Raw genomic sequence first — 26,953 nt, forward strand, 5'->3', positions numbered from 1 at the left:
TTCACTCGCCAGGAAGAGTTCGTCCTGCACGCGTTCGGCGGTGTGCACGAGGGACGAAAACAGCGCGGTGCTGGGCGTGGTCTACAAGCGGCCTGAATAAATGAAAGCCGGGGCTTTTGACGGTCCCGGCTTTTGTGCGGAGGCGGGGCGAGTTACTTGCCCCAGCTGTCCCGCATGCCGGCAGCCCGATTGAACACCCGCTTGCCGGGCGCATCCGTCTTCGTATCCACCACGAAGTACCCATGCCGCTCGAACTGAATCCCCACCCCGGCCTCAGCCGTCGCCAATGAAGGCTCCACGAACGCCGAGCAGATCTCCAAGCTCTGCTTGTTCAGCTCGTCCAGCAGTTCCCCGCTGCCCGGATTCGCCGCCGCAAACAGCCGCTCGTACAACCGCACCTCGGCCTGCACCGCATCGGCTGCGGCCACCCAGGTGATGTTCCCCTTCACCTTGACCGCGTCCGCGCCGGGCGTGCCGCTCTTGGTGTCCGGCACCAGCGTGGCCTGCACTTCGATGAGCTTGCCGTTGGCATCGCGCGTCGCGCCGGTGCATTCGATGACGTGGCCGTACTTCAGCCGCACCTTGTTGCCCGGGAACAGGCGGAAGAAGCCCTTGGGCTGCACGTCCTCGTAGTCGGTGCTTTCGATCCACACCTCGCGGCCGAGCTTGAACTCGCGCTTGCCCATCTCGGGGTGGTGCGGGTGCACGGGGGCGGAGCAGTCGTCCAGAACCTCGTTGCCGCCCATCAGCTCGCCCCAGTTCGTGATCACCAGCTTGACCGGGTCGAGCACGGCCATCGCGCGCGGGGCGATGGGGTCCAGGCTGTCGCGCAGCGCGGCTTCCAGGCTCGCGTAGTCGATCCAGCCGCCCGACTTGGTGGTGCCGCTGCGCTCGCAGAACAGGCGCAGCGCCTCGGGCGTGTAGCCGCGGCGGCGCAGGCCCGCGATGGTGGGCATGCGGGGGTCGTCCCAGCCGTCGACGTGGCCCTCTTCGACCAGCTGGCGCAGCTTGCGCTTGCTGGTCATCACGTGGGTGACGTTCAGGCGCGCGAATTCATACTGGCGCGGGTGCGGGCTCGCGATGAGGCCGCCTTCGGCCAGGCGGTCGAGCAGCCAGTCGTAGAAGGGGCGCTGGTCTTCGAATTCGAGCGTGCAGATGGAGTGGGTGATCTGCTCCAGCGCGTCTTCGATGGGGTGCGCGTAGGTGTACATCGGGTAGATGCACCACTTGTCGCCCGTGTTGTGGTGCGTGGCCCGGCGAATGCGGTAGAGCGCCGGGTCGCGCATGTTGATGTTGGGGCTCGCCATGTCGATCTTCGCGCGCAGGATGGCGGCGCCGTCGTCGAGCTTGCCGTCGCGCATTTCGCGAAAGCGCGCGAGGTTCTCGTCGGGCGTGCGGCTGCGGAAGGGGCTGTCGGTGCCGGGCGTGGTGAAGTCGCCGCGGTTGGCGCGCATTTCCTCGGGGGTTTGCTCGTCCACGTAGGCGAGGCCGGCGCCGATCAGGTACTCGGCCGCTTCGTACATGAAGTCGAAGTAGTTGCTCGCGAAGTACTCGTGCGGCTGCAGGGTGCCGGGGGCGCTCGGGCGGTCGGCCAGGTAGGTCTCGTAGCCGAGCCACTTCACGGCGTCGCGGATGGAGTCGACGTATTCCTGCTCTTCTTTTTCAGGGTTGGTGTCGTCGAAGCGCAGGTGACTCACGCCGCCGTATTCGCGGGCCAGCTCGAAGTTCAGCCAGATGCTCTTGGCGTGGCCGATGTGCAGGTAGCCGTTGGGCTCGGGCGGAAAGCGCAGGCGCACCTTGGCGGGGTCGGTCATGCCCTGGGCGTGGTGGGCGGCGTTGCCGGGGGAGCCGCCCCATTTGCGGCCAGAATACGCGCCCTGTGCGAGGTCGTTCTCGATCACGTGGCGCAGGAAATTGCTCGGTGCAGCGGTCGTTTTGGCGCCGTTTTTGTCGGTCGGGGAGGTCATTGCCTCATTCTAGAGGGCGCCCCTTCTGAGTTACCTTTGGCAACGTTCTTCACAATGGCCGGTGCACCCCGTTTGCAATTGCCGCGTTCAATACACACAAGGGCGGTCCAGACCCGGACGCAGCCCTCCGAAACAAGGAGTCAACATCATGAGCCTCACACGTTCCACCTTCTTCAAATGGGCCGCCGCGGGTGTCGTGGCAGCCGGTGCATTGTTTGCAGCCACCTCGGCCAGCGCGCGCAGCGACGTGAGCTGGTCGGTCGGTGTCGGCCTGCCGGGCGTGGCGGTCGGCGTGGGCGGTCCCGCCTACTACCCGGCGCCGGTCTATGCACCGCCGGCCCCTGTGTACTACGCGCCGCCGCCGGTCTACTACCGTCCGCCGCCCGTGTATTACCGTCCGGCCCCGGTCTATTACGGCCCGCCGGCCTACTACGGTCCCCGCTACTACGGCGGTGGGGGCTACTACCGGGGCGGTGGCTACGGCCATCGCCATGGCGGCCACTGGCGCTGAATTGCCACGCGATTGGCGACTGAATGAAAAAAAGCCGGCCCCGAAAGGGCCGGCTTTTTTCATGGGCGCTCGACAGCGAATTTCACATTGCGCGAAAGAGATGGGCGTAGAGCCGGCTGACCGGGATCTTCTCCGGCCGCCCGCGCAAGGTGAGGTGCAACTTGCCCGCTTCATCGCGGTGCACCGACTCGATGGCCCCGCTGCGCACGACCACCGCGCGGTGCACCTGCCAGAAGGCGTCGGCGTCGAGTTGCGCGATCAACTGCTTCAGCGGCGTGCGGATCAGGTACTCGTGCGTGGCGGTGAGCACGCGCAGGTACTTGTCGGCCGCCTCGAAATACAGCACCTCGTCGATCGGCACCATTCGCACGGTACTGCCGCCGGCATCGCTGGCGGCAATCATCCGCAGCGGTGCGGGGGCGGCTGCCGGCAAGGCGCCACCGGCCCCGGCTGCCGCGAGCACCTGGCGCCACTGCGCAAGGGTTTGTTCGAGTGCTTCACCCGCCACGGCGGGGGAGGCCGTCGGCAACGGCTGCTGCGCCGCCAGCGCCTGCTGCAGGCGCGCCACGGTCTTGCGCAACCGCTCGGGCTGCACGGGCTTGAGCACGTAGTCGATGGCCTCCGCCTCGAAGGCGCGCGCGGCGTATTCGTCGTAGGCGGTGACGAACACCAGCTGCGGCATCGGCGCCTCGTCGGCGGGCCAGCTGTCGGCCAGTTCGGCGGCGGCGCCCAGGCCGTCCAGGCCGGGCATGCGGATGTCGAAGAACAGCACCTGCGGCAAGAGGCGCAACGCCTCGCGCACGGCGCTGCGGCCGTCGCCGGCGGTGGCGGCGATCTGCAGACCGGGCCATGCAGCGGCCAGCTCGGCCTTGAGGGCTTGCGCCAGAAGAGGCTCGTCTTCGGCGATCAGTGCGGTGGGGTTCATGGGGGTCGTCGCATTCATGGGGCAGCCGCGGGCAGCGGAAAACTCAGCGTCGCGCAGGTCCCGCCGGCCGGTGCGGCCGCAAGGCGCATCTCGCTTTGCGCGCCGAACACGGTGGCCAGGCGCTCGCGCACCTGTTCGAGCCCGAAGCCGCTGTTGCTGCCATCTTCCGAGGGCAGCGCCGCATCGAGCCCGACGCCGGTGTCGTTCACTTCGATGACCAGCCGGTCCCCGTTCCTGCGCGCGCGCACGGCGATTTCGCCGCCCTCGACCTTGGGCTCCAGCCCGTGGCGGATGCTGTTTTCCACCAGCGGCTGCAAGAGCAGCGGCGGCACGGGAATGTCACGCAGTTCGTCGGGCAGGTCGAGGGTGTAGCGCAGGCGCTCGCCCATGCGCACCGACATCAGTTCGAGGTAGTCGCCCAGCCGGTCGAACTCGGCCGAGAGCGGATGCGCCAGCGTGCGCGAGCCGCTGAGCGTCACGCGCAAATAGCTGTTGAGGCGGTCGAGCATCGCCACGGCGCGCGGCGGGTCGAGGGTGATCAGCACGCGCAGGTTCGCCAGCGTGTTGAACAGCATGTGCGGCTCCAGCTGCGTCTCCAGCAGCTTGAGCCGCGCCTCGGTGGCGTTGCGCTTGGCCAGGTCGAGCTGGCTTTGCATGTGCTTGCTCTTGCCGAGGCTGAAGAAGAAGAAGCACATGCCGATGGTGGCAACCAGGGTGATGACGATGGTCGAGGTCATCCGGCGCGCGGCGAGGTTGTGGAACTCGAACGGCGGTGCGCCGACCCAGGCGTCGCCAATGGCGTTGCCGCCCAGAAAGCCGACGGTGATCCCCAGCGCGATCAGTCCATAGCCCGAGAGGCCGTGCGGCCACAGCACCTCCTTGTTGCCGCTCAAAAGCAACCGGCCGGCGTCGATGACGAGCCAACAGATCGTTCCGATCGACAGCGAATACACCATCTGGGATTCCCAACTGCCGTTGCCCGAAATGGCCAGCGCCGTGGCGATGAAGCAGCAGAAGGCGACGGTGATCAGGCCATGCCGCAACATGTCGCGGAAGTTCTCCGCGCGAAACCGCGGCAGCGCTTCAGGCGTCACCCACGCTCCCCGGCGCCCAGTGCACGGCGCTCGCGCGCCACCAGCCTGTCGTAGAAGCTGCCGCCAGGCGCAAGGAACCAGATCACCGCGCCATGGATGAGCAGGCCCAGGCCCCAGCCCATCAGCGGGTACATCGCCCAGGTGCGGCCGTTGGCGGCCGACAAGGCGACCAGCCCGAGGTTGACCAGCACATAGACGAAGGCGTGGATGTACCAGCCCATCTTGGCGCCAGCGCGGCGGCGGGCGAGCTTTTCGAGGTGGGGTTGCGAAGGGTTCGAGGGGGTGGGGTTCATGACAACTCCTTGAATTGGACAGGTATGAAATCGGGGGCGGACGGCTGCGGCGAGGGCGCTGCCGGTTGCAGGGCCGCGCGCTGCCGCAGCTCTTCGGTGGTGTCGCCGGGCCCCTCCGGTCGCCAGCCCGGCGGCTTGAGCAGATAACCCGCGAACGCACGCACCGAGCGCGCCGAACGCAGGTCGCGCAAGAGCGCGCGCCAGTGGGTGAACTCGATCTCCAGGATGTTGTGCGAGGTGATCGGGTTCACCAGCCCGTAGCGGCACGGCAGGTCGGCGCGCTCGGGAATGTAGGTGCCGAAGAGGCGGTCGAACACGGTGAGCACGCCGCCGTAGTTGCCGTCCAGGTATTCCAGGTTCGAGGCGTGGTGCACGCGGTGCGCAGAGGGCGTGTTGAGCACCCATTCCAACGGCCCGAGGCGCGGAATCCACGTCGCATGAATCCAGAACTGGTAGAGCAGGTTCAGCGTGAGCATCAGCAGGATCACCTTCGGCGGCATGCCCAGGAGCGGCGCCAGCATGAAGAACAGCAGCGTGCCGGTGAGGCGGCCGGTCCAGCCGAAGCGGTAGGCGGCCGACAGGTTCAGCTGGTTCGGCGAATGGTGGATGGCATGCGTGCACCAGAACCAGCGCACGCGGTGGGCCGCACGGTGGTACCAGTAGTAGCAGAACTCCTGGCCGATGAAGCAGGCGACCCAGCCGCTCCAGTGGTCCATCGGCAGGGTGAAGAGGCGGTGGTTCCAGAACCAGTCCATCGCGCCGGTCCAGAAGGCCACCGGCAGCAGCCAGCGCAGCGGGTATTCGCGCACCAGGAAGTCGAACACCGAGACGCCGGCCGCCTTCCAGTCGTAGCTGGCCCAGCCGTTGCGCCAGGAGAGCACCAGCGCTTCCAGGACCGAGGCGACCAGCACCACCGTGACGGAGATCTTGAGGAGCAGAAAGAGCACGGTCATGGCGGTTCCTGGCTGGCGGGGCTCACGGGAGCTGGGGCTCGGATCTTAGGCCGCGCGGACGCCGGTGGCGACAGCGTCGGTGGCGATCGCCAGCTTCCACAGGCGCACGGCGCGGGCCGCGAAGATGCCGGTGAAGGCGCCGTACAGCGTCGGGATGGCGAGGGCGAAGACCGCCTGCTGGCGCAATTCGGGGTGCATGGCCAGCGCCACGCCCACGACATACTTGGTGCAGAAGATGCCCATCATGAGCGCGAGCGGCACGGCGCTGCCGGCCACGTGGAACTGGCGGCCCGCCGCGTCGTAGCGGGTGGTGGAGGGCAGGGGACGTTGCAGCACCAGCGCAATCAGCACCGCGGCCGCAGCCGCCCAGCCCAGCAGGGCGCCCAGCGAATCGCCAAAGGCCGAGAGCACGCCGAAGACCGACAGCCCGCCCATGAGGATGGGCATCAGCGTGACGCGGCTGAGGCTCACGCTGTTCGACAGCAATTGCCTGGCGCCCAGCCAGACGAGCAGCACGAAGACGGCGAACACCCACTTGGGCGTGTGAAGAAGGATCTGCAGCAGCATGGGGGTTCTCCGGTGAAAGGTGTGAGCGATGCGGGTGGGGAAGCGATGGGCGGACTGTGCCGCCGCTCCGCCGCACGGGCCACCGCCATGCGACGAAATGCAGGAGAACGGCGCGAGCCGCATCCGCAAGGCGTGAACTGCGGCAGCGGCGCGAGCTTTACCGCCGCTTTACGGCGCAGCAAACTGCGGTACTACCATTCGGCGCTGTACTCTAGGCCGCCCCTTTCGCACGCTCTGCACCCTCTGTACCCTCCCCACGCATCCCATGGACCCCAAAACTCCCCCCGAGCCCCTGCCGCCCATCGTGTCGCCGACACACCCTCCGGTACGCAGGCGCCGGTGGCTGGGGTGGCTGTTGACCCTGGCGCTGCTCGTGGCCCTGGGAGGCGGCGCGTGGTACCTGATCCAGCGTTCGAAGGCGCCGGCAGCCGGACCCGGCGGCGCGGGCGGCCCAGGTGGTGGTGGTGGTGGCGGCCGGCCGGGCGGCGGCGGCCCCGGTGGGCGGGGCGGCGGCGCGGCCGCCAACACGGTCGGTGTCGCCACCGCGCGGCAGGCCGACATTCCGGTGCAGCTGGAGGCGCTGGGCACCGTCACCCCGCTGGCCAACGTCACGGTGCAGCCGCAGGTCTCGGGCGTGCTCACCGAGGTGCTCTTCAAGGAAGGGCAGATGGTCAAGAAGGGCGACGTGCTCGCCACCATCGACCCGCAGCCTTTCCAGAACGCGCTGGCGCAGGCCGCCGGTGCGCGCCAGCGCGACGAGGCCCAGCTGGCCGCCGCGCGCGTCACGCTGCAGCGCTACCAGACGCTGCTCGGGCAGGACTCCATCGCCCGGCAGGACGTCGACACGCAGGCCGCGCTGGTCAAGCAGCTCGAAGGCACGGTCGCCATCGACCGCGCCAACGAAGGCACGGCAAGGCTGAACCTCACCTGGAGCCGCATCACCGCGCCGGTGAGCGGGCGCATCGGCCTTCGGCCCGTGGACGCGGGCAACTACATCTCGACCGGCACCACCGGCGGCGTGGCGGTCATCACGCAGATCGCGCCCATCGACGTCGAATTCTCCGTGCCGCAGGACCGCGTGCCCGAGGTGCAGGAACGCCTTGCGCAGGGCGCGCAGCTGGAGGCCACGGCCTTCGACCGCACCCGCACCCGCCAGCTCGCCAAGGGCATGTTCTCCACGCTGGACAACCTGGTGGACACGCAGACCGGCACCGTCAAGTCGAAGGCGCGCTTCTCCAATGCCGACGGCGCGCTGTTCCCGAACCAGTTCGTCAACCTGCGGCTCCTGCTGCGCACCGTGAACAGCGCGGTCGTGGTGCCGGTGACGGCGCTGCGCCACGGGCCCAACGGCGACTACGTGTACGTGGTGAACGAAGACAACACCGTGTCGCAGCGTCCCGTGACGCGCGGCGAATCGAGCGTGGACAACGTGGCCGTCATGTCGGGCCTGAAGGCCGGCGAACAGGTCGTGACCGAAGGCGGCGACCGGTTGAAGGACGGCGCGAGCGTGCAGACCCAGGCCGACCGGCCGGCCACGCCGGCCTCGGGCGCCGCCTCCGGCGCGCGCCGCGGCAACCGCGAAGGCGGACGCCGGGGTAACAGGGAGGGCGGGCAGCGCCATCAGGGCGGTGCAACTGAGGGCGGCGGCGGCGCGCCGCCGAGCCAGCCGATCGAATCGGCCACGCCGCCGGCCGGCGCACCCGTTCCCCCGGCCACCCCCACCGTTCCTCCGACGCCAGCCAACGGCACGGCGCGCTGAGGCCGGCCCGCAGCAGCACCGCGCACGATGAGCCCCTCACGTCCCTTCATTCTTCGCCCGGTGGCTACCTCGCTGCTGATGGTCGCCATCGTGCTGGCCGGCCTGGTGGCGTTCCGCTTCCTGCCGCTGTCGGCGCTGCCGCAGGTCGACTACCCGACCATCCAGGTGCAGACGCTCTACCCCGGGGCCAGCCCCGAGGTGATGAGCAACACCGTCACCGCGCCGCTGGAGCGCCAGTTCGGCCAGATGTCCGGCCTGGACCGCATGAGCTCGACCAGCGCGGCGGGCGTGTCCATCGTCACGCTGCAGTTCTCGCTCGGCCAGACGCTGGACGTGGCCGAGCAGGAAGTGCAGGCCGCCATCAACGCGGGCGGCTCGCTGCTGCCGGCCGACCTGCCCGCGCCGCCGGTGTATGCCAAGGTCAACCCGGCCGATGCGCCGGTGCTCACGCTGGCCATCACGTCGGACACGCTGCCGCTCACCGAGGTGCAGAACCTCGTCAACACGCGCCTGGCGCAGAAGATCAGCCAGGTCTCGGGCGTGGGGCTGGTGTCGCTCAGCGGCGGGCAGCGGCCGGCCGTGCGCATCCAGGCCAACACGCAGGCGCTCGCGGCCAACGGCATTGGCCTGGACACGCTGCGCACCGCCATCAGCGCGGCCAATTCCAACGGCGCCAAGGGCAGCTTCGACGGTCCCAAGCGCGCCTACACCATCAATTCCAACGACCAGTTGCTCACGGTGGAGGACTACAAGAACCTCATCGTCAGCTACAAGAACGGCGCGCCGATCCGCATGGTCGATGTGGCGCAGGTGGTCAACAGTGCCGAGAACACGCAGCTGGGCGCCTGGGCAGGAACCAAGACCTCCGAGGGCGGTGAGGGCAAGCTCACCCCCGCCATCATCCTGAACGTGCAGCGCCAGCCCGGCGCGAACGTGATCGCCACCGTCAACGCCATCAAGAAACAGCTGCCCGAGCTGCAGGCGGGCTTTCCCGCGGGCCTGAAGATCGAGGTGCTGAGCGACCGCACCGCGGGCATCCGCGCCTCGGTGCAGCACGTGGAGATGGAACTGGTGCTGGCCGTGGTGCTGGTGGTGCTGGTGATCTTCGCGTTCCTCGGGAGCCTGCGCGCCACGGTCATCGCGAGCATCGCGGTGCCCATCTCGCTCATCGGCACGCTGGGGCTCATGTACCTCCTGGGCTACAGCCTGAACAACCTGAGCCTGATGGCGCTGACCATCGCCACCGGCTTCGTGGTGGACGATGCGATCGTGATGATCGAGAACATCGCCCGCTACATCGAGGAGGGCGAAAAGCCCCTGCAGGCCGCGTTCAAGGGCGCGACGCAGATCGGCTTCACCATCATTTCCCTCACGGTGTCGCTCATCGCGGTGCTGATTCCGCTGCTCTTCATGGGCGACGTGGTGGGGCGGCTGTTCCGCGAGTTCGCGGTGACGCTGGCCATCACCATCCTGATCTCGGCCGTGGTGTCGCTCACGCTGGTGCCGATGATGTCGGCGCGCTGGCTCAGGCACGAGCCGAAGAAGGAGCCGGGTGGCACGGGCCTCGGTGCACGCGCGCAGCGTTTCTTCGAGGGCGTGATGGTGCGCTACGACCGCTCGCTGCACTGGGTGATCGACCACCAGCCGCTCACCTTGCTGGTCGCGCTGCTCACCATGGTGCTCACGGTGGTGCTGTACCTCACGATTCCCAAGGGCCTGTTTCCCACGCAGGACACCGGCCAGCTGCAAGGGCGCATCCAGGCCTCGCAGGACGTGTCGTTCGACCGCATGGCGCAGCTGCAGCAGCAGGCCGCGCGCGCGATCCTGGACGACCCGGACGTGGAGAACCTCAGTTCCTTCGTCGGCGTGGACGCCGCCAACAACACCATGCTGCACACCGGCAGCATGCTCATCAACCTGAAGGGCAGCCACGACAGCCAGCAGGAGGTGATGGAGCGCCTGCGCGAGCGCGTGCGCCAGGTGGCCGGCGTCACGCTGTACCTGCAGCCCACGCAGGACCTGACCATCGACGCGGAGACCGGCCCGACCGAGTACCGCGTGTCGCTCGAAGGCGTGAACAGCGCGCTCATCACCGAGTGGATGAAGAAGCTGGTGGCCAGGCTGCAGGACTCGGACAAGGTGCGCAACGTGAGCAGCGACGCCGGCGCGCAGGGGCTGGCCGCGTTCGTCAACGTGAACCGCGACACCGCGGCGCGCCTCTCGATCACCGCGAGCACGGTGGACGACGCGCTCTACAGCGCCTTCGGCCAGCGCATCGTCTCGACCATCTTCACCGAGACCAACCAGTACCGCGTGATTCTCGAAGCGCGGCCCGGCATGGTGAACACGCCGCAGACGCTGGGGCAGCTGAACCTCATCGCCGGCTCGGGCACGGCCACGCCGCTGGCCGCGATCGCCGACATTTCCGAGCAGCAGGCGCCCCTGCAGATCACGCACGTGGCGCAGTACCCGGCGAGCACGCTGAACTTCGATACCGCACCGGGCGTGTCGCTCGGCCAGTCGGTCGATGCGATTCGCGCGGCGGCCAAGGAAATCGGGATGCCCGGGAGCGTGACGATGACCTTTCTCGGGGCATCGGGCGCCTACGAGCGGTCGCTGTCGAACCAGCTGTGGCTGATTCTTGCGGCGGTGGTCTGCGTGTACATCGTGCTGGGGGTGCTGTACGAGAGCTACGTGCATCCGCTGACGATTCTGTCGACGCTGCCTTCGGCCGGGGTCGGGGCCCTGCTGGCGCTGATGATCACGGGCAACGACCTGGGGGTGATCGGGATCATCGGGATCATTCTCCTGATCGGCATCGTGAAGAAGAACGCGATCATGATGATCGACTTTGCGATCGATGCGGAGCGCACGGAAGGCAAGTCGCCTCGTGAGGCGATTCACCAGGCTGCACTGTTGCGGTTCAGGCCGATTTTGATGACGACGCTGGCGGCGCTCTTTGCTGCCGTGCCCCTGATGCTGAGCTTTGGCGAGGGTGCCGAGTTGCGTCGGCCGCTGGGGCTCGCGATCTTCGGCGGGCTGATCGTCAGCCAGCTGCTGACGCTGTTCACCACGCCCGTCATCTATCTGGCGTTCGATCGGCTGGGGGGAGGCAGCTCGCGCCGCGCCGTGATCGAGGAGGAGGCGGCGGGATGAATCTCTCGCTTCCTTTCGTCCGGCGGCCCATCGGCACGGTCCTGCTGACCATCGGCATCGCCCTGGCCGGCATCGCGGCCTTCTTTGTGCTGCCGGTCTCGCCGCTGCCCCAGGTCGATTACCCGGTCATCTCGGTGCGCGCCTCGATCCCCGGCGCAAGCCCCGAGACGATGGCAACCAGCGTGGCAACGCCCCTGGAGCGCCACCTGGGCACCATCGCGGGCGTCAACGAAATGACGTCCACGAGCTCCGTCGGCTCCTCCCGCGTCACCCTCCAGTTCGACCTGAGCCGCAACATCGACGGCGCGGCCAGAGAAGTGCAGGCCGCCATCAACGCCAGCCGCGTCGACCTGCCCGCCACCCTCCGGAGCAACCCGACCTACCGCAAGGCCAACCCCGCCGCCTCGCCAGTCATCATCCTGGCCCTCACCTCGAAGACGAAGACGCCGGGCCAGATCTACGACGCGGTCTCCAACATCGTGAGCCAGCGCCTGTCGCAGGTCGACGGCGTCGGCGACGTCGAGATCGGCGGCGGCTCGCTCCCCGCGGTGCGCATCGAACTCTTGCCGTTCGCGCTCAACCGTTACGGCATCAGCACCGAGGACGTGCGCGCCGCCATCCAGGCTTCCAACGCCAACCGCCCCAAGGGCATGGTGCAGGGCGACGGCCGCAAGCTGCAGATCTACACGCAGACGCCGGCCCTGCGCGCAAGCGACTACGCCTCGATGGTGGTGGCCTGGCGCAACGGCGCGGCGGTGCGGCTGCAGGACGTGGCCGAGGTGATCGACGGCGTGGAAGACACGCGCACGCTCGGTCTCTTCAACGGCGAGCCGGCGATCATCATCCTCATCACGCGGCAGCCCTCGGCCAACATCATCGAGACCGTGGACAGCGTGCGCGCATTGCTGCCCGAGCTGCAGGCGCAACTGCCGCCCGACGTGACGCTGCAGGTCGCCTCGGACAGCACCAACTCCATCCGCAGTTCGCTGCACGAGGTCGAGGCGACGCTGGTCATCTCGGTGCTGCTGGTGGTGCTTGTCGTCAGCTTGTTCCTTCGCAGCGTGCGCGCGACCATCGTGCCGGCCGTGGCCACGATCGCGGCGCTGCTCGGCACCTTCGGGGTGATGTACCTGCTGGGCTTCAGCCTCAACAACCTGAGCTTGATGGCGCTCACGGTGGCGACCGGCTTCGTGGTGGACGACGCCATCGTGGTGCTGGAGAACACCAGCCGCCACATCGAGTCGGGCATGTCGCGCATGAAGGCGGCGCTGCTAGGGGCCAAGGAGGTGGGCTTCACCGTGCTGTCGATCAGCGTGTCGCTGGTGGCGGTGTTCATTCCGCTGCTGTTCATGGGCGGGCAGGTGGGGCGGCTGTTCCGCGAGTTCGCGATCACGCTGTCGGCGGCGGTGATGATCTCGCTGGTCATCTCGCTCACCACCACGCCGATGATGTGCGCGTGGCTGCTCAAGCGCGGCGGCGAGCATGACAGGAACAAGCCGCAAGGACGCCTGGGGCGCATGGCCGCGCGCAGCTACGACTGGGTGCTCAAGCGCTACGAGTACAGCCTGGACTGGGCGCTGGACAGCAAGGGGCTGGTCATGCTCATCCTGGTGGCGGTGGTGGGGCTGAACGTCTACCTCTTCAGCGCGGCGCCCAAGGGCTTCTTCCCGCAGCAGGACAGCGGCCAGCTCAACGGGGGCCTGCGCGCAGATCAGAGCATCTCGTCGCAGGCGCTGGCCGACAAGCTGCGGCAGGTGATCGACATCGTCCGCAAGGACCCGGCGGTGGACACGGTGATCGGCTTCACCGGCGGCTCGCGCGCGGGCGGCGGCTTCATGTTCGTCAACCTGAAGCCGGCCAACCAGCGCACCGAAAGCGGCCTGGCCGTCATCGCGCGCCTGCGGCCCCAGCTGAACGAGGTGACGGGCCTGCGCGTGTTTCTGGGCACCGTGCAGGACGTGCGCTCGGGCGGGCGCTCGAGCAACTCCACCTACCAGTACACGCTCAAGAGCGACAACCTGGCGGACCTGCGCAGCTGGGCCACGAAGCTGTCCGACGAGCTGAAGCTGCAGCCGCTGCTCACCGACGTGGACACCGACCAGGACCAGAACGGCGTGGAAACGGTGGCCAAGGTCGACCCCGACAGCGCGCGCCGGCTGGGCCTCACATCCACCGCCATCGACAACGCGCTCTACAACGCCTTCGGCCAGCGGCAGGTGGCGACCATCTACACCGAGCTCAACCAGTACCACGTGGTGATGGAGTGGGCGCCGCGTTACACGCGCAGCCCCAATTCGCTGAGCGACGTGTACGTGCCGGCCACCCGCACCTCGGTGATCGGCGGGCAGACGGTGACCACGCAGGTGGCGGCGACGACCACCACCACTTCGACCACCGGCGGCGCCGCATCGACCGCCACGGCCGCGAGCACCACGGTGCCGGTCTCGGCCAACGCGGGCCTGCGCGGCGCATCGACCGGCAACGTGCTGAGCAACACGCCCACCACGCTGGTGCCGCTGTCGGCGGTGGCCAAGTTCGAGGAGCAGTCCGTCGCCACCTCGGTGAGCCACGACGACGGCGAGCTCGCGACCACGATCTCGTTCAACCTCGCCGAGGGCGCGAACCTGGGCGATGCGCGCGAGGCCATCGCCAAGGCCGAGGCCAACATCGCGATGCCCACCAACGTGCGCGGCGCCTTCGCCGGCACGGCGGCCAGCGCGCAGCAGTCGCAGGGGCAGCAGGTCATGCTGATCCTGGCCGCCCTGATCGTGATCTACATCGTGCTGGGCATCCTTTACGAAAGCCTGGTGCACCCGATCACCGTGCTCTCGACGCTGCCCTCGGCCGGCGTGGGCGCGGTGCTGGCGCTCCTGATGTTCCGCATGGAGTTCTCGATCATTGCGCTGATCGGCGTGTTCCTTTTGATCGGCATCGTGAAGAAGAACGCCATCCTGATCATCGACTTCGCGCTGGAGGCCGAGCGCTCGCGCGGGCTCACGCCGCTGGAGGCGGTGCGCGAGGCCTGCCTGCTGCGCTTCCGTCCCATCCTCATGACCACGATGGCGGCCGCGCTCGGCGCGCTGCCGCTGGCCATCGGTTTCGGCGAGGGCGCCGAGTTGCGCCGGCCGCTGGGCGTGGCCATCATCGGCGGGCTGATTGCCAGCCAGTTGCTCACCCTGCTGACAACGCCGGTGGTCTATCTCCTGCTCGACAAGCTGCGCCGCCGTGGCAAGAACGAACACGAACTGAGCCGTGCCACGCCCGCTTGAGAACAACACCATGAACGCATTGCTTTCCCCCTTCCGATCGAGCCGCTTCGCGCTCACGTCGATCGCGCTTGCCGCGCTGCTCGCGGGTTGCGCGGTCGGGCCGGCCTACCAGGTGCCGACCTCCGCGGCGTCCACCGCCTGGAAGGAGCAGCAGACCGCCGAAGGCTGGCTGCCCGCCGCGCCCGCCGATGCGCTGGACCGCGGCGAGTGGTGGAAGCTCTTCGCCGACCCGACGCTCGACGATCTGGCCGGCCGCGTGCAGGTGTCCAACCAGAACATCGCCGCGGCGGTGGCCAACTACACGCAGGCCCAGGCGCTGGTGCGCGGCGAGCGCGCGGCGCTGTTTCCCTCGGTGTCGTTCAGCGGCAGCGGCCGGCGCAGCGGCAACGTGAACAGCAACAGTGAAACAGCCAGCCCGTCGAACAGCTTCTCCGCCTCGCTGAACGCGAGCTGGACGCCCGACGTGTGGGGGCGCCTGCGCGAAGCGGTGAGCAGCGCGCAGGCCAATGCACAGGCGAGCGAGGCCGACCTCGCGGCGGCGCGCCTCTCGGCCATCGGCGACCTTGCGACCAACTACTTCTCGCTGCGCGAGGCCGATGCCGAGATCGTGCTGCTCGACGAAACCATCGCGGGCTACCAGCGCGCGTTCGAGATCACGAGCAACCGCTATGCGGCGGGCATCTCCGCGCAGACCGACGTGCTGCAGGCGCAGACGCAGCTCGTGAACGCCAAGGCCGACCGCGTGGGCCTCGCGCGCACGCGCGCCACGCTGGAACACGCCATCGCGATGCTGGTGGGCGTGGCGCCCGCGGACTTCACCCTGCCGGCCGCGACCTGGACACCCACGGTCCCCGGCGTGCCGACCGGCGTTCCCTCGACGCTGCTGCAGCGCCGCCCCGACATCGCCGCGGCGGAGCGCTCGGTGGCGTCGGCCAACGCGCAGATCGGCATTGCGCGCGCCGCGTACTTCCCGAACATCCCGCTGACCGCATCGGTCGGCAGCACCAACGCGAGCCGCGTGAAGGACCTGTTCAGCTCGGCCAACACGCTGTGGTCGCTCGGCTTCTCGGTGGCGCAGGTGGTGTTCGATGCGGGCGCGATCGGCGCCAGCGTCGATGCCGCCAAGGCCGGCCACGAAGCCGCCGTGGCGCGCTACCGCCAGACGGTGCTCACCGCGTTCCAGGCGGTGGAAGACCAGCTGACGACGGGCGCCACGCTCGCGCAGCAGGAGGGCCTGCGCCGCGAGGCCTCGGCGGCGGCCGACAAGACCGAGCAGCAACTGCTCAACCGCTACCGCGCGGCGCAGGTGAGCTACACCGACGTGGTGACGGCGCAGGCGGCTGCCCTCAGCGCGCGGCGCGCGCTGGTGCAGTTGCAGGTCAACCGCCAGGCCTCGGCGATCGCGCTCATCCAGGCGATGGGCGGTGGCTGGCAGGCCGGGTGGATGAGCAACCCGGACGGCACCGCGGCCACGGCGCAACAACCCGCCGTCCCTCGCGCGCAATAAAAGAAAAGACGGCGGAGGGCGGTTTCGCGGATGGGCATCGTGCCCATCCAGTCGGCCTCACCGCCAGTGCGGCGGGCCTCGTTTCGCGGCGCAGCCGCTCAGTGCGCCGGTCGGTTCAGCGACGCGCCAAGGTAGTCCTTGTCGGTCACCAGCACCCAGAGGGCGAGCACCAGGATCACCGCGGCCACGAGCACCGCGTTGACCATCGCCGTTTCCATCGCGGCGAAACCGACCAGCCACGGCGATGCGGCAAGCCACACCGCGAGGGCCACTTCGGTCCACTCTTCCCACTGCTTGGGCACGAAGGTCGCGCCCAGTGCCACGGCGCCCAGCACGATGCCGGTGGCCACCATGGTCCACATGGCGGGCGAGATGCCCTGAAAGCCCAGGACCCAGGGCGAGACGATCAGCCAGGCGCCGGCGACGGCGTTGACGGGGTCTTGCCAATGCTTCACTTGCTTCATGGTCATTACCTCCTGTCGCGACAAGACGCCGCGACATCGGTTGGACACCCGCGTCGGGGCAGGGTTCCGTCTCGGGGCAGCGACTATCCGCGTGCGACAGGAGGCAAAAGGTACGCACCCGACTCGAACAGCTGCGCCTCCGCCCGGTCGATGCGCTTGATGCCCGGCTTGCCCGCGCGGCTGGCTAGCAGTTCGACCAGCGCCTCGGTCACCGCCACGCCGGCCGCGACCGAGGGAAAGAACGAGGGGCTGTTGATCGTGAAGAGCAGCGTCTCGTCGGCCAGCAGCGAGAGCGGCGAGGTCACGCTGTCGGTGATCGCGACGATGCGGCATCCCGCCGCCTTCGCGGCTTCGGCCACCTGCAGCGCCTCGCGCGAGTAGGGCGCAAAGCTCGCCACCACCAGCGCGTCGCCCTTGGCGAAGGCGCGCTGCTGCATCTCCAGCGAGCCGCCCTGGCCATCGACCAGGTGCACGCTGGCGCGAAAGAGCCGGTACACGTAGACGAACGAGAACGCGATCGGAAAGCACGCCCTGAAGCCCGCGGCATGCACGGCCGGTGCCTTCTCGATCAGCGTGCAGGCCTTCTGCAGCGCCTGCTCGCTCTGCTGGTGCGTGGCTTCCAGGTTGCGGCGCTGCACCTCGAACATCTCGCCCGTGAGGCCGCGGTCGTGCGAACGGCCGACCAGTTGCTTGGCGCGCCCGCCGTAGGTTTCGGTGCCCAGGCCCATGTCGCCCGCGAAGGCCTCCTTGAGCTGCGGCCAGCCCGCGTAGCCCAGGTTCTGCGCGAAACGCACCAGCGTGGCGGGCGTGCTCTGCGCGCGCGTGCCGACGTTGCGCATCGAGGCGGTGATCACTTCGTTGGGGTGGTCGAGCACGTAGCGCGCCACCTGCTGCAGGGCGGGGCTCAGTTCGTTGAAGCGCTGGCGGATCTGGTCTCTGGCGCCCATGGCGGTGTCTCTTTTCTGGCTGCGGTTGGAACGAATGTACCGGACATGGAACGACGAAGCAGTTGACGGAACAAATGTTCCAAACAATAATCCGGCCGAAACGTTGGTTCCAAAGACTGTTCCAGATTTTCAACGCCATGACGCACGTCTTTCACCGCCACCTTCGCCAGACCCCGCCCGTTGCCGCCGGCTCGCACGGCATGTTCATCCGCGATGCCGAAGGCCGCGAATACCTCGATGCCTCGGGCGGCGCGGCCGTTTCGTCGCTCGGCCATGCGCACCCCGAGGTGCTGGCCGCCATGCACGCGCAGCTCGACACGCTGGCCTACGCCCACACCAGCTTCTTCACGAGCGAAGTGGCCGAGCAACTGGCCGATGAACTGATCGCCTCCGCGCCCGAAGGCATGAGCCACGTGTACCTGGTGAGCGGCGGTTCCGAGGCGGTGGAGTCGGCGCTCAAGATGGCGCGCCAGTACTTCGTGGAGATCGGCCAGCCGCAGCGCACGCACTTCATCGCGCGCCGCCAGAGCTATCACGGCAACACGCTGGGCGCGCTCGCGGTGGGCGGCAACGCATGGCGCCGCGAGCCGTTCGCGCCGATCCTCGTGCCGGCCACGCATGTGGCGCCGTGCTATCCGTACCGCGAACAGCGCGAGGGCGAAGGCGCCGAGCAGTACGGCCTGCGCCTGGCGGCCGAGCTCGAAGCGGCCATCGTCGCGCAGGGCGCCGACCGCGTGATCGCCTTCGTCGCCGAGACGGTGGGCGGTGCCACGGCCGGTGTGCTCACGCCCGTAGCGGGCTACTTCAAGGCGGTGCGCGCCGTGTGCGACAAATACGGCGTGCTGCTGATCCTGGACGAGGTGATGTGCGGCATGGGCCGCACGGGCTCGCTGCATGCGTGCGAGCAGGAAGGCATAGTGCCCGACCTGATCACCATCGCCAAGGGCCTGGGCGGCGGCTACCAGCCGATCGGCGCGGTGCTCGCGCAGCAGAAGATCGTCGAGGCCATGTCCAAGGGCAGTGGTTTCTTCCAGCATGGCCACACCTACCTGGGCCACCCGATGGCCTGCGCGGCGGCGCTCGCGGTGCAGCGGGTGATCCGCCGCGACGGCCTCGTCGCCAAGGTGCGCGAAGACGGCGTGGCCTTCGGCGCGATGCTGGCCGACGCGTTGGGCGGCCACGTGCACGTGGGCGACATCCGCGGACGCGGCTTCTTCTGGGGCATCGAGCTGGTCGCCGACCGCGCGAGCAAGGCGCCGCTCGATCCGGCCCTCAGGGTCAACGCACTCGTCAAGAAGGACGCCATGGCGCGCGGCTTGCTGTGCTACCCCTTCGGCGGAACGGTCGATGGCCGGCAGGGCGACCACGTGCTGCTCGCACCGCCCTTCATCGCGACGCGGCAAGACCTGCAGGAAATCGCCACCCGTCTCGCGGCCTCCATCGATGCGGTGACGAGCGCCGCCGCGCGCTGACCGCGACCCGTTTTTCATTCGCCGTTTTTCTTCAACCCGCCGTTCCGAGGAGCGCTCCCATGCCCAAGCTTCGCCTGCAGATTCCCTTCGGTGCCGTCGCCCTCGTGGTGGCCTGCACCCTGTTGCCGTTCGCCGTCGCCCAGGCGCAGGAGAGCGACACGCTCGCCAAGATCAAGGCGAGCGGTGCCATCACCTTCGGCTACCGCGAGTCGTCGTTCGGCTTCTCGTACCTGGACGGCAACCTGAAGCCCGTGGGCTACAGCATCGAGATCTGCAACCGCATCGTCGAGGCGGTGAAGACCGAGCTCAAGCTGCCGGCCATCGAGATCAAGTACCAGGCCGTCACCTCGGCCAACCGCATGCCGCTGGTGCAGAACGGCACGGTCGACATCGAGTGCGGCTCCACCACCAACCTGGTCGAGCGCCAGAAGCAGGTGGCCTTCTCGCCCGACATCTTTCGCTACAACGTGCGCATGCTGGTGAAGGCCGATTCGGGCATCCGGAGCATTGCCGACCTGCAGGGCAAGACGGTCGCCACCACCAGCGGCACCACCTCGTTCCGCCTCTTGCGCGAGGCCGACCGCGGCCGCAGCCTCGAAGTGACCAACCTCGCGGGCAAGGACCACAGCGATTCGTTCCTGCTCGTGGAGAGCGGCCGCGCGCAGGCCTTCGTGCTCGACGACATCCTGCTGGCCGGGCAGATCGCGAACGCGCGCAGCCCGAAGGACTTCATCATCACCGGCGAGAGCCTGCGCACCGAGAACCAGTCGCTCATGTTCCGCAAGGACGATGCGGCCTTCAAGGCGCTGGTGGACCGCGTGGTGTCGGGCATGATGAAGTCCGGCGAGATGGAAAAGCTCTATGCCAAGTGGTTCATGTCGCCGATTCCGCCCAAGGGCATCAACATCAACTACCCGCTCAACGCCGAGACGAAAGAGGCCTTCGCCAATCCGTCTTCCAAGGGCATCTGATCACCTGGCTTCATGACACGCATCGCCCTCGTCCACGCGCTCTCGCATTCGGTCGCGCCCATCAACGAAGCCTTCGCGCGCGACTGGCCCGAGGCGGTGCGCATGAACCTGCTGGACGACAGCCTCTCGGCCGATCTCGCGCGGAGCGGGCGCGGGCTGGATGCGGCGATGCACGAACGGTTTCAACGCCTCGCGCAGTACGCGGTCGATACGGGTGCCCAGGGCATCCTCTTCACCTGTTCGGCCTTCGGGCCGTGCATCGAGGCCGTGGCGGGGCGGCATGCGGGCATTCCGGTGCTCAAGCCCAACGAGGCCATGATCGCCGAGGCGATGCAGGGGGAAGGACGGCTGGGCCTGATCGCGACCTTCGCACCCACGCTCGCTTCGATGCCGCCCGAATTTCCCGCGGGTGCCGCGTTGGAGCTTGCGTTGGCCGAAGGCGCCCTGGATGCGCTGAACGCCGGCGACACGCAGCGCCACGATGCGCTCATCGCGCAACAGGCTGCGGTGCTGCGCGATCGCGGCTGCACGCGCATCGCGCTCGCGCAGTTCAGCATGGCGCGCGCGGGCGCCGCGTGTGCACAGGCCTGCGGCCTGCCGGTGCTCACGACGGTCGACAGTGCGGTGCGCGCCTTGCGCCAGCGCACGAGGCCGCAGCGCTCAGCGTGAGCCGCCGTGGCCGATGGCGTTGACCAGCGTGGTCATCGCGATCTGCGCCGCGTCGCTGCGGCCCAGCATCCGGCGAAGGCCGCTCTCCCGGTCGGTCGCCTCCAGGCCTTCGGCCAGACGCCGGTAGATGTCCGAGGAGGGCATCGTGGCCGCGGTGCCGAGCGCGTCGCAATAGGTCTCGGTGAGAAGGCCCGCGAACTGCTCGCTCTGTGCGTTCGACAGCTTCATGGTGTCGCCGCTGAACACGGCCGCGATGCAGTGCATGAGGTAGGCCTGCGTCTCGAGCGAGAACGACTGCTGCCGCACATAGTCTTCGACGGCGGACCAGAAGAGCGGGTCGGAAGTCCGGCGCCAGCTCTCCAGCACCTTGCGCGCCTTGGCCACGAGGTCGGCGTGCGCGTCCTGGGGTTCGCTGGGGCGCAGCGCCAGGCCCTGCAGCGTGAGCGAGGCCACCGGGCCGGCCGCGCCGAGGATGAAGCTCCAGAACTTCCAGCGCGCGTACCACTTCTTGTCGTGCGCCGGATTCAGGGGTTCGAGCAGGCCGAGGTCGATGCGCTGGCAGGCCTGGGCCTGCTGCCCGGCGATGCAGCCGTCGCCCAGGTCGGGCAACTGCACCTCGGCTTCCATCCGGTCGGCGGCGATGTTGCCCTGCGCGACGATGCCCGCGCTTCTGCCCGAGCGGTCGATGTCGACCAGCCGCTGCATCAGCAGCTTGAGCTCGTGGGCCGATGCGCCGGTCGCGCCGGCCACGCGCCGCATCGATTCGCACTGCTCCCGTTCGATCGCCAGCGGGGGCTTCAGGCGCTCCTGCCCGTGGTCGTCGGCGGTCGATGCGTGCTCCTCCGCGGGGGTGAACGTTCGCATGAGGACTCCTTGGGCACATGAATGGTCGGTCCATGAATATGTGTCGATGCGTATCCGGTGAACATCCCCCGAACTAGGTATTCGGTACTCGCATGCCACCTGAACAAAAGCTGACCGATGCCCTCGCCATAATTGGTGCTCTTTGAAGGAGTACGCGTGGATATTGTTTTGTTGGTCAAGGCCGCCATCATGGGCATCGTCGAAGGGCTGACCGAGTTCCTGCCGATCTCGTCGACAGGGCACCTGATTCTTGCGGGGTCGCTGCTCGGCGGCTTCGGCGACAACCGGGGCAAGGTGTTCGAAATCGCCATCCAGACCGGCGCGATCTTCGCGGTGATCCTGGTCTACTGGCAGAAGATCAAGTCGACCGTCGTGGCACTGCCGCGGCAACCCAAGGCGCAGCGTCTGGCGCTGAACATCCTCATCGGATTCCTGCCCGCGGTGGTGCTGGGCCTCCTGTTCGGCAAGGTCATCAAGGCGCACCTGTTCATCCCGACCGTGGTGGCCAGCACCTTCATCATCGGTGGCTTCATCATCCTGTGGGCCGAGAAGCGCCCGCCAGGCTCGGTGCGCGTGGAGCACGTGGACGACCTCACGCCATGGGACGCGCTCAAGGTCGGCCTGGTGCAGTGCTTCGCGATGATCCCGGGCACCAGCCGCAGCGGATCGACCATCATCGGCGGCATGCTGCTGGGGCTCTCGCGCCAGGCGGCAACCGATTTCTCTTTCTTCCTCGCGATCCCCACGCTGATCGGCGCCGGCGCCTACAGCGTCTACAAAGAGCGCGCGCTGCTGTCGGTGGCCGACATCCCGCTGTTCGCCGTGGGCCTGGTGTTCTCGTTCATCAGCGCGTGGCTGTGCGTGCGCTGGCTGCTGAAGTTCATCAGCACGCACAACTTCATTCCCTTCGCCTGGTACCGCATCGCCTTCGGCATCGTGGTGCTGGTGACGGCGTGGACCGGCACGGTGGTCTGGGCGGACTGATCCCGCGCGGCGTTCAGGCTGCGGGCGCCAGCGGCATCCGCAGCGCCAGTTGCGTTTCGCCGGGCCGCGACTGCAACTGAAGCTCGGCCCCGAGCCGGCGTGCGCGAGTGCGCAGGCTGCGCAAGCCGGAGCCCGCCGCCTTGTCGGCCCCATCGACCACGAAGCCGCGGCCGTCGTCGCGCACGCTGAGCTTCAGTTCGGCGCCCTCGCGCATCACCGCCACTTCCACACGCTGGCTCGCGCTGTGCTTGAGCACATTGGTCAGCGCCTCCTGCAGAAAGCGCAGCAGGTCCAGGCTCTGCGAGGGCGGCAGCTCGAGCGTCTCCAGGTTGGACACCTGCCAGCGGCAATCGATGCCGTTCGCATCGAGCAACTGCGAGATGCGGTGCCGCAGCGGCGCGAGCAGTTCGCCGAACGCACGTGCGCCGTCGTGGCGGCCGGTGGCTTCGATGATCAGCCGCAGGTCGTCGCGCAGGCTCTTGAGCATCGCGAGCAGTTCGGGGGCCGAGAGGTTTTCGGGCGCGCGCTCCAGCGTGGCGATGCTGCCGATCAGCATGCCGCCCAGGCCGTCGTGCAGATCGCTCGCCAGGTTCACGCGCTCGCCGATGCGCGCATGCACGAGCGCCAGCGCATGCTGCTGCGCGAGCGTGGCGGCCAACTCGGCCTTGGCGGCGTTCACTTCGTCGATCAGCTCGGTGTTGAAGTTCTCGATGCGCTTCAGGTTGCTCACGAAGCGCCCCGCCTGGGTCAGCGCCATGCCGAGCAGCAGCACATAGGACGACATGGTCGTGTAGTAGATGTTGCTGTCGATCACCTGGGTGAACACCAGCAGGTCGTGCGCGGCCGTTGCCGCCGACACCGCCATGAAGGGCGCGAGCGAGCGCATCGGGCTCGCGCGGTGGCGCAGGGCATGCACGATCGAAGCGCTGTTCACCGCAATGATCGTGAGGCCGCCCACCAGGGTCCAGATGGCGCGGTGCACCGGGCGGTCCATGCCGCTCGCGAGCCAGAGGTCGAGCACGCCGGCCAGCGCGACCAGCAGCGCCGCGGCTTCCAGGCGCGGCATGCGCACCGCGCAAAAGCGCAGCGCAAAGACGATGTAGGACACACAGAACGCCAGGAAGAGCGAGGTGTTGAGCGCCTGCCAGCCGTGGTTGCCGGCAAAGGGCCAGGGGCTGGTCGCGATCTGGTTGTAGCCGAACAGCAGCCACAGCACCGACATCACCGCGAACCAGCCGTAGGCCGTCTCGCGCCGGCGCAGCACCCACAACGCCGCGAAGAAGGCCGATACGGCCGCGCTCACCGCAAGGCCCAGCACCTGCAGGTCGCGGCGCATGAGGCGCTCCTGCCCGTAATCGGCCTGCATGGCCGCGGGCGTGCCCAGGCTGACCGGGCCCAGCCCGGCCTGGTAGGCGAAGAGGCCCGAGACGCGCACCAGCAGCGTGTTGGTGGCGCCCGGCTTCAGGAGCGGCGGCGCCAGCAGCCAGTAGCGCGGCACGTTCCAGGCGCGGGTCAACGGCTCGACCAGGCTCGCGTCGCGCGAGATCGCCGTGCCGTTGAGCGACACCTCGCCGGCCATGTTGAGGTAGTGCAGCAGCAGGCCCGCTTCACCGGTTTCTGCAGGCTGGTTCCAGGTCAGCCGGTACCAGACGACGCCGTCGAAGCCGGGCCAGCGTTCGGCCCAGCTGTCGGGCAGGGTGACGGATGTCCAGCCGTCGGTGGGCGGGGTGGTCTCGTTCCAGCCGGTGCCGCGCACCGCTTGCACGTGGAGTTCAGGCGGCGCGGGCTGCTGCGCCAGCGCCATCGGCGGGCTGGCGAGAAGGAGGACGAAAAGAAAAGCCCCCACGGCCGCAACAAGCCACGCCTGTGCTTCTGCCAGGCGGCGGCGCGCAGACAAGGGGCCAGCCGGCAATGGGCGTTCGTGGTGCGGCATGCATTTACCAGTTCTCGGGGATAGCTCCGTTGATAACAGAAAGACACACTTCGTCGCATTTTTGTCTTGTCCGTTTTCAAAGAGGAAGCATCCATGCCCGTCCAGATCCACCCAGTCGGCGCCCATCAAGCGTTGCGCAAGAGGCCGACAGATCCACGGCGGCTCGTCCGGGCGCTCGCGCATCTGCCAGCGATGGCGCTGCTGATTGCGGGCAGCGCCCATGCCGCGGGATTTGCCGGTGGCTCTGTGGGGGGGGGCGGCCCGGGGCAGTCCGGGGGCGCGGGAGGCACGGGCGGCGGGGCGGCCATCGTCTCGGGCGACGGTGCCACCTCGTTGGGCGCGGGCGGCGATGGCGGCACCGGCGCTTCCGGGGGAACCGGTGGCACGGGCGGCAGCGGCGCTGCGGCAAGCGCCAGCGGTGCGACGGCGATAGGCGGTGGTGGCACGGGTGGATTGGGCGAGGCGGGCGGCACGGGCGGCACCGGGGGCGCTGGCGCCCAGGCCTCGGCTTCCGGCGCCATCGCCGTGGGTGCGGGGGGCGCCGGTGTGCCGGGTTGTTGCGGCAATCCCGCCCCGACCGGCGGCAGCGGTGCGCAGGCCTCCGGCGCTTCCGCCATCGCGATCGGCAGTGCCTCGGGCGCCAATCGGGGTGCCGTGGCGTCCGGCGACGGCAGCACGGCCATCGGCGGCGCGAACGGTGGCCGATCGGGCGCGGCGGCCCTGGCCACAGGCAGCGTGGCCATCGGGTCGGGCAGCCAGGTGGCAAGCGGTGCGAACGGCAGCGTGGCCATCGGTGCGAACTCCGTCGCCACGGCGGCCAACACGGTGTCCTTCGGGTCTGCCGGCCAGACACGCGCCCTGGTCAACGTGAGCGCCGGCGCGGTGAACGCCACGAGCACCGATGCCGTCAACGGCAGCCAGTTGAACACCGTGAAGCAGACCGCCGATTCGGCGCTCGGCGTGGCGCAGAACTCGGCGCAGTACGGCGCGGGCGGCACCTCGCTGCAGCTGAACGCCAACGGCGGCGCCGGCACCGTCATCAGCAACGTCGGCGCGGGCCAGGCCGCCACGGACGGCGCCAATGTCGGCCAGGTGCAGCAGGCGCAGCAGACGGCCGTCGCCACGGCCAACAACTTCACCCTCCAGCAAGTGACGGCGCTGCAGGGCTTGATGAACCAGGCCCTGTCCAGCGGCGTGTGCGCGGTGGGCGCGGGCGGTGCCGTGGCCTGCGGTCCCGGTGCCAGCGCCGGCGGGGCCGGCAGCACGTCCATGGGCACCAACGCGCAGGCCACCGGCGAAAACACCGTCGCCGTGGGCAACGGCGCGAAGGCCGATCATGCGGGCTCGGTCGCCATCGGCGCGGGCGCCAGGGCGCTGGCCGATCCGACCACCGCCGTGGGCAACAACGCCGTGGCCGCCGGCAACAACGCCGTGGCGCTGGGTGCCAACACGCTGGCCACGGGCAGCAATTCGGTGGCGCTGGGGCAGGGCTCCGTGGCCGATCGCGACAACACCGTGTCGGTCGGCAACGCGGCAACCAACCAGTTGCGCGGCATTGCGAATGTGGCGCCCGGCGTGCTGGGCACCGACGCCGTCAACGTCAACCAGCTGCAGCAGGCGGTGAGCAACGCGACCAGCCAGGCGAACGCCTTTGCCGCACAGGGCGTCGCGGCTGCGCTGGCCATGCCGTCGATGCCGACGCTGCCGGTGGGCAAGAAGTGGATGGGCGCGGCGGTGGGCAACTACGCCGGCGCATCGGCCGTCGGCGTCGCCTTCGGCTACCAGCTCAACGACAACCTGAACCTGGGGGTGGGCGTTTCCACGGCGACCAGCAGCGGCAGCAACAACCGCATCGCCGCACGCGTGCAGGCGGGCTACGCCTGGTGAAGTGAAAGCCGGCCGGTCAGCGCAGCAGGCCGTGCCTGCGCCCCTGGAAGACAGCCTCGGTGCGCGAGGTGACGGCCAGCTTGCGGTAGATGTTCTTGGTGTGGCATTCCACCGTGAGCCGGGAGATCGACAGCGACTCGGCCATGTCGCGGTTGCTCAGCCCCTGCGCCACGAGCTCCAGGATCTTTCGCTCGCGCGGCGTCAGCGCCACGGGCAGCGGCAGCGGGGGAGGCGCATCGGCCGCCAGCACCGCCGACAGCGACGGCTGCTGCGCCGCAAGCCAGCCGAGGATGCGGCGCGCAATGGCCGGATCGATGGGCGCGCCGCCCTGCTCGATGCTGCGCAGCGCGATGCTCAGTTCGAGGTCGTCGCGCTCCTTGAGCAGATAGCCGATGGCGCCGGCACGCAGCGCCGCAAAGATGACTTCCTCGGTCCGCCAGGCCGAGACCACCACCGCGGGCACCTTGGGGTGCAGGGCCCGCATCCAGCCGATCAGCTCGACGCCGCTGCCGTCGGGCAGGCCGATATCGACCAGCGCCACGCCGAAACTGCGCGCGTCGAGCAATTCCTTGGCCGTGGTCACGCTGTCGGCCCAGGCGATCTGCGGCTCGTCGCAACCGAGCGTGGACAGCACATAGGCAAGCCGCTCGCGCATCGCCGGATCGTCTTCGACCACCAGCGCGGGACTCAATGAAACGGCTTCGATGTCTTCCAGCTGCAAATTGGACATGTGGGCGGAATTCTGAACGCTCTCTGATTCG

General features: G+C 68.7%; 21 protein-coding genes. 10 read left to right on the forward strand and 11 right to left on the reverse strand.

All coding sequences use genetic code 11. The annotated features are described in order from the left end of the window. Positions 1-152 precede the first annotated feature (152 nt). Positions 153-1,967 (reverse strand): glutamine--tRNA ligase/YqeY domain fusion protein, encoded by a 1,815-nt coding sequence (locus tag BM133_RS01345; RefSeq protein WP_093431111.1) that lies wholly within the window; start codon positions 1,965-1,967, stop codon positions 153-155. A gap of 148 nt (positions 1,968-2,115) precedes the next feature. Between BM133_RS01345 and BM133_RS01350 the strand changes: the two genes are divergently transcribed. After that, positions 2,116-2,478: a hypothetical protein gene (locus BM133_RS01350; protein ID WP_093431112.1), complete on the forward strand. Its 363-nt coding sequence runs from the start codon at positions 2,116-2,118 to the stop codon at positions 2,476-2,478. An 82-nt stretch (positions 2,479-2,560) separates the two neighbouring features. On the opposite strand, the gene BM133_RS01355 is transcribed toward BM133_RS01350, so the two are convergent. Genes BM133_RS01355 through BM133_RS01375 form a run of 5 tightly spaced genes read right to left on the reverse strand, consistent with a single transcriptional unit; the run spans position 2,561 to position 6,310 of the window. After that, positions 2,561-3,403: a LytR/AlgR family response regulator transcription factor gene (locus tag BM133_RS01355; protein WP_093434947.1), complete on the reverse strand. Its 843-nt coding sequence runs from the start codon at positions 3,401-3,403 to the stop codon at positions 2,561-2,563. A gap of 14 nt (positions 3,404-3,417) precedes the next feature. Further along, positions 3,418-4,449, reverse strand: a complete 1,032-nt coding sequence (locus BM133_RS01360; RefSeq protein WP_256219030.1) for a sensor histidine kinase — start codon at positions 4,447-4,449, stop codon at positions 3,418-3,420. Between the two features lie 44 nt (positions 4,450-4,493). Further along, on the reverse strand, positions 4,494-4,790 hold the full coding sequence (locus BM133_RS01365) for a 2TM domain-containing protein (protein WP_093431115.1): 297 nt from the start codon (positions 4,788-4,790) through the stop codon (positions 4,494-4,496). Further along, the gene (locus BM133_RS01370; RefSeq protein ID WP_093431117.1) at positions 4,787-5,743 is read right to left on the reverse strand and encodes a sterol desaturase family protein; all 957 of its coding nucleotides are present in this window, start codon (positions 5,741-5,743) and stop codon (positions 4,787-4,789) included. The genes BM133_RS01365 and BM133_RS01370 overlap by 4 nt, the downstream gene beginning before the upstream one ends. Before the next feature lie 45 nt (positions 5,744-5,788). Beyond that, positions 5,789-6,310 (reverse strand): DUF6622 family protein, encoded by a 522-nt coding sequence (locus BM133_RS01375; protein ID WP_093431118.1) that lies wholly within the window; start codon positions 6,308-6,310, stop codon positions 5,789-5,791. 265 nt (positions 6,311-6,575) lie between these two features. Between BM133_RS01375 and BM133_RS01380 the strand changes: the two genes are divergently transcribed. The 4 genes from BM133_RS01380 to BM133_RS01395 are packed head-to-tail and all read left to right on the forward strand — an operon-like array spanning position 6,576 to position 16,001. Continuing rightward, on the forward strand, positions 6,576-8,069 hold the full coding sequence (locus BM133_RS01380) for an efflux RND transporter periplasmic adaptor subunit (RefSeq protein WP_256219031.1): 1,494 nt from the start codon (positions 6,576-6,578) through the stop codon (positions 8,067-8,069). A 27-nt stretch (positions 8,070-8,096) separates the two neighbouring features. Continuing rightward, the gene (locus tag BM133_RS01385; RefSeq protein WP_093431120.1) at positions 8,097-11,225 is read left to right on the forward strand and encodes an efflux RND transporter permease subunit; all 3,129 of its coding nucleotides are present in this window, start codon (positions 8,097-8,099) and stop codon (positions 11,223-11,225) included. Continuing rightward, positions 11,222-14,494 carry an efflux RND transporter permease subunit gene (locus tag BM133_RS01390; protein ID WP_093431121.1) on the forward strand — a complete coding sequence of 1,091 codons (3,273 nt, stop codon included), beginning with the start codon at positions 11,222-11,224 and terminating at the stop codon, positions 14,492-14,494. The genes BM133_RS01385 and BM133_RS01390 overlap by 4 nt, the downstream gene beginning before the upstream one ends. Before the next feature lie 10 nt (positions 14,495-14,504). Further along, on the forward strand, positions 14,505-16,001 hold the full coding sequence (locus tag BM133_RS01395; protein ID WP_093431123.1) for an efflux transporter outer membrane subunit: 1,497 nt from the start codon (positions 14,505-14,507) through the stop codon (positions 15,999-16,001). A gap of 98 nt (positions 16,002-16,099) precedes the next feature. On the opposite strand, the gene BM133_RS01400 is transcribed toward BM133_RS01395, so the two are convergent. Together BM133_RS01400 and BM133_RS01405 are read right to left on the reverse strand one after the other, a co-directional pair. Next, the gene (locus BM133_RS01400; protein ID WP_093434949.1) at positions 16,100-16,465 is read right to left on the reverse strand and encodes an SPW repeat protein; all 366 of its coding nucleotides are present in this window, start codon (positions 16,463-16,465) and stop codon (positions 16,100-16,102) included. Positions 16,466-16,548: 83 nt separating this feature from the next. Then, positions 16,549-17,412 (reverse strand): MurR/RpiR family transcriptional regulator, encoded by an 864-nt coding sequence (locus BM133_RS01405; RefSeq protein ID WP_093431124.1) that lies wholly within the window; start codon positions 17,410-17,412, stop codon positions 16,549-16,551. Positions 17,413-17,549: 137 nt separating this feature from the next. Between BM133_RS01405 and BM133_RS01410 the strand changes: the two genes are divergently transcribed. The 3 genes from BM133_RS01410 to BM133_RS01420 are packed head-to-tail and all read left to right on the forward strand — an operon-like array spanning position 17,550 to position 20,524. Continuing rightward, positions 17,550-18,884 (forward strand): aspartate aminotransferase family protein, encoded by a 1,335-nt coding sequence (locus BM133_RS01410; protein WP_093431126.1) that lies wholly within the window; start codon positions 17,550-17,552, stop codon positions 18,882-18,884. 59 nt (positions 18,885-18,943) lie between these two features. After that, positions 18,944-19,855, forward strand: coding sequence for a transporter substrate-binding domain-containing protein (locus tag BM133_RS01415; protein WP_093431127.1), 912 nt, complete (start codon positions 18,944-18,946; stop codon positions 19,853-19,855). A 12-nt stretch (positions 19,856-19,867) separates the two neighbouring features. Beyond that, positions 19,868-20,524: an aspartate/glutamate racemase family protein gene (locus tag BM133_RS01420; protein WP_093431129.1), complete on the forward strand. Its 657-nt coding sequence runs from the start codon at positions 19,868-19,870 to the stop codon at positions 20,522-20,524. Here the strand turns inward: BM133_RS01420 and BM133_RS01425 are convergent. Next, on the reverse strand, positions 20,516-21,388 hold the full coding sequence (locus tag BM133_RS01425; protein ID WP_093431130.1) for a hypothetical protein: 873 nt from the start codon (positions 21,386-21,388) through the stop codon (positions 20,516-20,518). The genes BM133_RS01420 and BM133_RS01425 overlap by 9 nt on opposite strands. Before the next feature lie 156 nt (positions 21,389-21,544). Here BM133_RS01425 and BM133_RS01430 point away from each other — a divergent pair, with 156 nt between their 5' ends. Continuing rightward, complete coding sequence (locus BM133_RS01430; protein WP_093431132.1) at positions 21,545-22,372, forward strand: undecaprenyl-diphosphate phosphatase; 828 nt, start codon at positions 21,545-21,547, stop codon at positions 22,370-22,372. A gap of 13 nt (positions 22,373-22,385) precedes the next feature. Here BM133_RS01430 and BM133_RS01435 read toward each other — a convergent pair whose 3' ends face one another. Beyond that, positions 22,386-24,269 (reverse strand): sensor histidine kinase, encoded by a 1,884-nt coding sequence (locus tag BM133_RS01435; RefSeq protein WP_093431133.1) that lies wholly within the window; start codon positions 24,267-24,269, stop codon positions 22,386-22,388. Between the two features lie 228 nt (positions 24,270-24,497). Here BM133_RS01435 and BM133_RS01440 point away from each other — a divergent pair, with 228 nt between their 5' ends. Beyond that, entirely contained in the window at positions 24,498-26,192 is a 1,695-nt protein-coding gene (locus BM133_RS01440; protein WP_256219032.1) for a YadA family autotransporter adhesin, read from the forward strand. 16 nt (positions 26,193-26,208) lie between these two features. Here the strand turns inward: BM133_RS01440 and BM133_RS01445 are convergent, their stop codons facing one another. After that, complete coding sequence (locus BM133_RS01445; protein ID WP_093431135.1) at positions 26,209-26,922, reverse strand: response regulator transcription factor; 714 nt, start codon at positions 26,920-26,922, stop codon at positions 26,209-26,211. Positions 26,923-26,953: the final 31 nt, after the last annotated feature.

The organism is Variovorax sp. 770b2 (assembly GCF_900115685.1).
In the GTDB taxonomy this organism is placed as follows: Bacteria; Pseudomonadota; Gammaproteobacteria; order Burkholderiales; family Burkholderiaceae_C; genus Variovorax.

Coding starts and splice junctions, on each gene's coding strand:
- BM133_RS01410 (WP_093431126.1), top strand. CDS start 17,550: ATGACGCACGTCTTTCACCGCCACCTTCGCCAGACCCCGCCCGTTGCC.
- BM133_RS01390 (WP_093431121.1), top strand. CDS start 11,222: ATGAATCTCTCGCTTCCTTTCGTCCGGCGGCCCATCGGCACGGTCCTG.
- BM133_RS01350 (WP_093431112.1), top strand. CDS start 2,116: ATGAGCCTCACACGTTCCACCTTCTTCAAATGGGCCGCCGCGGGTGTC.
- BM133_RS01345 (WP_093431111.1), bottom strand. CDS start 1,967: ATGACCTCCCCGACCGACAAAAACGGCGCCAAAACGACCGCTGCACCG.
- BM133_RS01415 (WP_093431127.1), top strand. CDS start 18,944: ATGCCCAAGCTTCGCCTGCAGATTCCCTTCGGTGCCGTCGCCCTCGTG.
- BM133_RS01445 (WP_093431135.1), bottom strand. CDS start 26,922: ATGTCCAATTTGCAGCTGGAAGACATCGAAGCCGTTTCATTGAGTCCC.
- BM133_RS01400 (WP_093434949.1), bottom strand. CDS start 16,465: ATGAAGCAAGTGAAGCATTGGCAAGACCCCGTCAACGCCGTCGCCGGC.
- BM133_RS01380 (WP_256219031.1), top strand. CDS start 6,576: ATGGACCCCAAAACTCCCCCCGAGCCCCTGCCGCCCATCGTGTCGCCG.
- BM133_RS01420 (WP_093431129.1), top strand. CDS start 19,868: ATGACACGCATCGCCCTCGTCCACGCGCTCTCGCATTCGGTCGCGCCC.
- BM133_RS01355 (WP_093434947.1), bottom strand. CDS start 3,403: ATGAACCCCACCGCACTGATCGCCGAAGACGAGCCTCTTCTGGCGCAA.
- BM133_RS01395 (WP_093431123.1), top strand. CDS start 14,505: ATGAACGCATTGCTTTCCCCCTTCCGATCGAGCCGCTTCGCGCTCACG.
- BM133_RS01370 (WP_093431117.1), bottom strand. CDS start 5,743: ATGACCGTGCTCTTTCTGCTCCTCAAGATCTCCGTCACGGTGGTGCTG.
- BM133_RS01440 (WP_256219032.1), top strand. CDS start 24,498: ATGGCGCTGCTGATTGCGGGCAGCGCCCATGCCGCGGGATTTGCCGGT.
- BM133_RS01360 (WP_256219030.1), bottom strand. CDS start 4,449: ATGTTGCGGCATGGCCTGATCACCGTCGCCTTCTGCTGCTTCATCGCC.
- BM133_RS01385 (WP_093431120.1), top strand. CDS start 8,097: ATGAGCCCCTCACGTCCCTTCATTCTTCGCCCGGTGGCTACCTCGCTG.
- BM133_RS01365 (WP_093431115.1), bottom strand. CDS start 4,790: ATGAACCCCACCCCCTCGAACCCTTCGCAACCCCACCTCGAAAAGCTC.
- BM133_RS01405 (WP_093431124.1), bottom strand. CDS start 17,412: ATGGGCGCCAGAGACCAGATCCGCCAGCGCTTCAACGAACTGAGCCCC.
- BM133_RS01375 (WP_093431118.1), bottom strand. CDS start 6,310: ATGCTGCTGCAGATCCTTCTTCACACGCCCAAGTGGGTGTTCGCCGTC.
- BM133_RS01425 (WP_093431130.1), bottom strand. CDS start 21,388: ATGCGAACGTTCACCCCCGCGGAGGAGCACGCATCGACCGCCGACGAC.